The sequence below is a fragment of the Microbacterium sp. CPCC 204701 genome, assembly GCF_004010105.1.
Taxonomy (GTDB): Bacteria; Actinomycetota; Actinomycetes; order Actinomycetales; family Microbacteriaceae; genus Microbacterium.
Genome location: NZ_RRYE01000235.1, coordinates 1 through 4,830, shown reverse-complemented (window position 1 = coordinate 4,830; position 4,830 = coordinate 1). Strand labels below are relative to the sequence as shown.

Sequence of the window (4,830 nt, the reverse complement as noted above, 5' to 3'; positions counted from 1 at the left end):
GGCGCGGGGTGGCCGTCTCGCGATCAGCGTGTCGATGAACGGCGACGAGCCGACACCAGCCCGCGGACCGCTCGCACGACGAGGTCGGGGCGATACATGATGTCCTCTGCGAGAGGTCGGAGGGTGGTGAAGCCGAGGGCGGCCGCCGCCAGATCACGCCGGCGGTCACGCTGTTGTTTCTCCCACCCTTCGTGGTGCGCCTTGCTGTCGCACTCGATGATCAGCCATCCGCCGACGAGGAAGTCGACGCGGCCGACCTCCGGCACATCGACCTGCGCGCGGAATGTGAGACCGAGCTGCCGGAGGATCAGCCTCATGAGGCTCTCGGGGCCGGATTCTGCGACGCCGTCCACGAGCCGGAGCACGATGCCGTATCGGTCGGGAAGGCACGTGAACACGTCACGCACCTGCGTCCACGTGAGGATCCCGAGGTACAGCACGCTGTCGATGGTTGCCACCGCGGCACGCGGCTCCTGACAGCGGATCGCCTGAGCGACGGCATCGAAGATCGAGACGCAGCCGAGCGTGACTTCTCCCTTGTCGTGCAACGGCCACCAGTGCAGCGACAGGTCGCTGCGCGCGCCCGGACTCAGCGCCCTGCGTGGATCGTCGGGGTGCCGCAATCGAGACATCGTTCGCTCCAGATGCACATGAAGAGTGCGCTTGTCGAGCACGAAGACGCCGAGCAGGGCAAGGAGGGAAACGCATGCCAGCCGACCACCGACGCGAACGGCGCGGTCGACACCACCCGACGGGGCGGACATGTAACGGTCGCGGCGCACGCGCAGGAGGCGGCCGGACTCGACTTCCCGCGTGATCTGCTTGGGCCGCATCCCGCGGGCACGCAGATCCGCACGAGTGAGCACCTCACCGGGGGCGGCTCGCAGCATGAACACCATGCCACGTTGACGGAGTGTGCCGCCGAACCGGCGGGCCGGGCCGCGAACTGTGGATGCTGGGACTGTACGGCCACCTGGGGAGGAAACGACCCGGCGCACGACTCAGGCAGACCCGGCGTCGCCGACCGCTCCGGGCGGGTGCGGCGGCAATTCTGCCTGAGTTGCACGCCGCAGCGGCCGCCGACGCCGTTGTCACGCACTCGCAAGCAGCCGATTCCGAATAGGGTGGCCGCGTGGAACCGGTCACGCTGCGCACCGAGCGCCTCGAGCTGTCGCTTCCGGTCGAGGACGACATCGACGCCATCTACGAGGCGTGCCAGGATGCCGAGACCCAGCGCTACACGACGGTTCCATCGCCGTACGAGCGCAAGCACGCCGAGGAGTTCGTGCCGAAGGTCGCCGCGGACTGGCAGGCCGGCACCCACCTCACGTGGGCGATGCGCGAGGGCTCCGAGTTCGCGGGCATGATCGGGCTGTACCGCATCGATGGCCGCGGCTCGGGCGAGCTCGGGTACTGGGTGTCGCCCTGGTCGCGCCGTCGCGGACTCCTCGTCGAGGCCGCGCGCACCGTCATCGACTGGGGCTTCGCGGCCGACGGCCTCGCCCTCGACCGCATCGAGTGGCGCGCCGTCGTCGGCAACATCGGCTCCGCGCGGGCAGCGCGCACGCTCGGCTTCCGGTATGAGGGCACGCTGCGGCAGGCCCTCGTGGACTCCCACGGCCGTGACGACGGCTGGATCGCCGGCCTCCTCGCCGCCGACGACCGCACACCGCATCCCTGGCCGGTTCTGGACTGAGCACAGACCTCGGCTGCGGCATCCTTCTGCAGGAGACCCGCCCCTTCCGCAGGACGCACGCCGCTCGGGTGCCCCAGTCGAGGTCCAGTCTGGTCCCGGTCATGTCCTCCCGGGCACGATCTTCCGCTTCGGTCACGGCACCCAGTGCCGGTCCAAGCGTTCGCGCGGTACATCGGCCACTTCACCACCACGCGCCGTCACCGGAGCCTCGGCTCCGCCACCTCCGCCGAGACCATGAGCGGACTCACCACCCGGCCCGCCGCCTGAAGCGGAGGGAGCAGGGACCGACTCCACGACACGTGAAGCAGCCCACTGCCCGGTGTTCTCCGGAGCAATGCTCCTCCTGCAGCAGCGCCGACCCTGTCCCCGTGACGCCCCGCACGTCGGCGGGGCGTGCGAGGATGAGCGCATGCCAGAGATGCCCGAGGTGCAGGGGCTCGTCGACTTCCTGGGCGGCCGCATCACCGGACTCACCGTGGTGCGCGCGACGGTCGCGAACATCGCGGCGCTGAAGACGTACGATCCGCCGATCGACGCGCTGAACGGAGCCGAGCTCACGGGCGCCGCGCGCCACGGCAAGTTCATCGATCTCGCGACGACAGGCCCGCACCTGGTGTTCCACCTCGCGAAGGCCGGCTGGCTGCGCTGGTACGACGAGCTGCCGCAGACCCTCATCCGCCCGGGCAAGACGCCCATCGCGCTGCGCGTCGCCCTCAGCGACGGCTCGGGCTTCGACCTCACCGAGGCCGGCACGAAGAAATCGCTCGCGGTCTACGTCGTGCGCGACCCCGCGGATGTGCCAGGTGTCGCACGGCTCGGCCCCGATCCGCTCGACCCCCGGTTCTCGCTCGAGACCTTCGCTTCGCTCCTCGAGGGGCGCCGCACGCAGATCAAGGGTGTGCTGCGCGATCAGATGATCGTCGCCGGAGTCGGCAACGCGTATTCCGACGAGATCCTCCACGCCGCCAAGATGTCGCCCTACGCGCTCGCGTCGTCGCTCTCACCGGATGACGTCGGCCGCCTGTACGATGCCATGACCGAGACGCTGACGGATGCCGTGGCCGAGGCGTCCGGCAAGCCTCCTGCCGAGCTCAAAGACGCCAAGCGGCGCGGCATGCAGGTCCATGGGCGCCGCGGCGAGACGTGTCCGGTGTGCGGCGACGAGGTGCGCAGCGTCTTCTTCGCCGACAACTCGCTCGAGTACTGCCCGACGTGCCAGACCGGCGGCAAGATCCTCGCGGACCGCCGGCTGTCGCGCCTGCTGAAGTGACTCCAGGCCTCTCGCGCCGGCATCCCGATCCCTGACCCTGCCGAACTGCGCTCCGACAACTCAGTGACGAAGGCTCGATCAGCCGGTCGTGCCCATCAGGATGCGGGCGTCGTCGTCGACCCAGTCGAGCGACTTCGACACGGCCTTGCGCCACATGCGGCACCGGCGCTCACGCTCGTCCTCGGGCATCCGCGGTTCGAAGCGCACGTCCTCCCGCCAGTGCGAGCGCAGCTCGTCGCGGTCGCGCCACACGCCGGTCGCGAGTCCCGCGGCGTACGCGGCGCCGAGGGCCGTCGTCTCGACGACCTTCGGCCGTACCACCGGGATCCCGAGGATGTCGGCCTGGAACTGCATGAGCAGGTCGTCGCGCGTCATCCCGCCGTCGACCCGCAGCTCGGCCAGGGCCCGCCCGGTGTCGGCGACCACGGCGTCGATGACGTCCCGCGTCTGGAAGGCGGTCGATTCGAGGGCCGCCCGCGCGATGTGCGCCTTGTTGACATAGCGGGTGAGCCCGACGAGCGCGCCGCGCGCGTCGGGGCGCCAGTAGGGCGCGAACAGTCCCGAGAAAGCCGGCACGAAGTACGCGCCGCCGTTGTCGTCGACGGTCGCGGCGAGCGTCTCGATGTCTTCGGACCGCTGGATGATGCCGAGGTTGTCGCGCAGCCACTGCACGAGCGAGCCGGTCACCGCGATCGATCCCTCCAGGGCGTACCGCGCGGGCTCGTCGCCGATCCGGTACGCGAGCGTGGTGATGAGACCGCTGCCCGAGCGCACGATCTCGGTGCCTGTGTTGACCAGCAGGAAGTTGCCCGTGCCGTAGGTGTTCTTCGACTCGCCTGCGTCGAACGCCGCCTGCCCGAAGGTCGCGGCCTGCTGGTCGCCGAGGATCCCCGCGATCGGCACGCCGTCGAGCACCGACGGCAGCTGCGAGTGCCCGACGACCTCCGACGACGACCGGATCTGGGGCATCATCGCGCGCGGGATGCCCCAGACCTGCAGCAGCTCGTCCGACCAGTCGAGCGTCCGCAGGTCCATGAGCAGCGTGCGGGAGGCGTTCGTCACGTCGGTGACGTGGATGCCGCCGCGCGCGCCGCCCGTGAGGTTCCACACGACCCACGTGTCGGGCGTGCCGAAGAGGAGGTCGCCGGCCTCCGCGGCGGCGCGGGCACCGGGGACGTGGTCGAGGATCCAGCCGACCTTCGACGCCGAGAAGTAGGTGGCCAGCGGCAGCCCCGTCGTCTCGGCGAACCGCTCGGACCCGCCGTCGCTCGCCATCCGATCGAGGCGCGGCTGCGTACGGGTGTCCTGCCACACGAGGGCGTTGTACACCGGTCGTCCGGTGCGCTTCTCCCACACGATCGCGGTCTCGCGCTGGTTGGTCACGCCGATCGCGGCGACATCGGATGCCGTGACCCGCGCCCGGGTGAGGCACGACGCGATGACCCATTCGGTGTTGGTCCAGATCTCGACCGGGTCGTGCTCGACCCACCCGGCGCGCGGGAAGATCTGCTCGTGCTCGCGCTGCGAGACGGCGACCACCGCCCCGTCGGCGTCGAACACGATCGCCCGCGTGGAGGTCGTTCCCTGATCGATGGCCAGGACGTGCTCGGGCACCGGCGTCTCCTTCCTCGGCGGGCCGCCTCGCCCGCCCTCGGCCGCTCACGCGGCGGAACGTGCGGTCAGGCTATCGTGCAGACGCCTGGCCGCCTTGTTCGTTCAGCACGCCCACGGCGTCCTGGGCAGGTTCGGCCGCACGGACGGCGGCGAGCCCGCGCTCGACCTCGGCCGAGACCCGCGCGGCGTCCCAGCCCAGCACCGGCGCGATCGCCTCGGCGACCTCGGTCGCGGCATCCGTCGTCGCGCC

General features: G+C 70.6%; 5 protein-coding genes. 2 read left to right on the top strand and 3 right to left on the bottom strand.

The window, feature by feature from the left end:
* Positions 1-23 precede the first annotated feature (23 nt).
* Positions 24-899 carry a type IV toxin-antitoxin system AbiEi family antitoxin domain-containing protein gene (locus tag EIO58_RS12750; RefSeq protein ID WP_240658816.1) on the bottom strand — a complete coding sequence of 292 codons (876 nt, stop codon included), beginning with the start codon at positions 897-899 and terminating at the stop codon, positions 24-26.
* A 233-nt stretch (positions 900-1,132) separates the two neighbouring features.
* Between EIO58_RS12750 and EIO58_RS12745 the strand changes: the two genes are divergently transcribed.
* Entirely contained in the window at positions 1,133-1,696 is a 564-nt protein-coding gene (locus EIO58_RS12745) for a GNAT family N-acetyltransferase (RefSeq protein WP_127819855.1), read from the top strand.
* 409 nt (positions 1,697-2,105) lie between these two features.
* Positions 2,106-2,966, top strand: coding sequence for an Fpg/Nei family DNA glycosylase (locus tag EIO58_RS12740; protein WP_127819854.1), 861 nt, complete (start codon positions 2,106-2,108; stop codon positions 2,964-2,966).
* A 78-nt stretch (positions 2,967-3,044) separates the two neighbouring features.
* On the opposite strand, the gene glpK is transcribed toward EIO58_RS12740, so the two are convergent.
* The gene (gene glpK / locus EIO58_RS12735) at positions 3,045-4,580 is read right to left on the bottom strand and encodes a glycerol kinase GlpK (RefSeq protein ID WP_127819853.1); all 1,536 of its coding nucleotides are present in this window, start codon (positions 4,578-4,580) and stop codon (positions 3,045-3,047) included.
* Between the two features lie 70 nt (positions 4,581-4,650).
* A partial coding sequence (locus EIO58_RS12730) for a hypothetical protein (protein ID WP_164861683.1) occupies positions 4,651-4,830 on the bottom strand: 180 nt, incomplete at its 5' end.

What these genes read in the sequence shown, in the direction of transcription:
- EIO58_RS12750 (WP_240658816.1), bottom strand. Translation starts at nt 899, where the DNA reads ATGGTGTTCATGCTGCGAGCCGCCCCCGGTGAGGTGCTCACTCGTGCG.
- EIO58_RS12740 (WP_127819854.1), top strand. Translation starts at nt 2,106, where the DNA reads ATGCCAGAGATGCCCGAGGTGCAGGGGCTCGTCGACTTCCTGGGCGGC.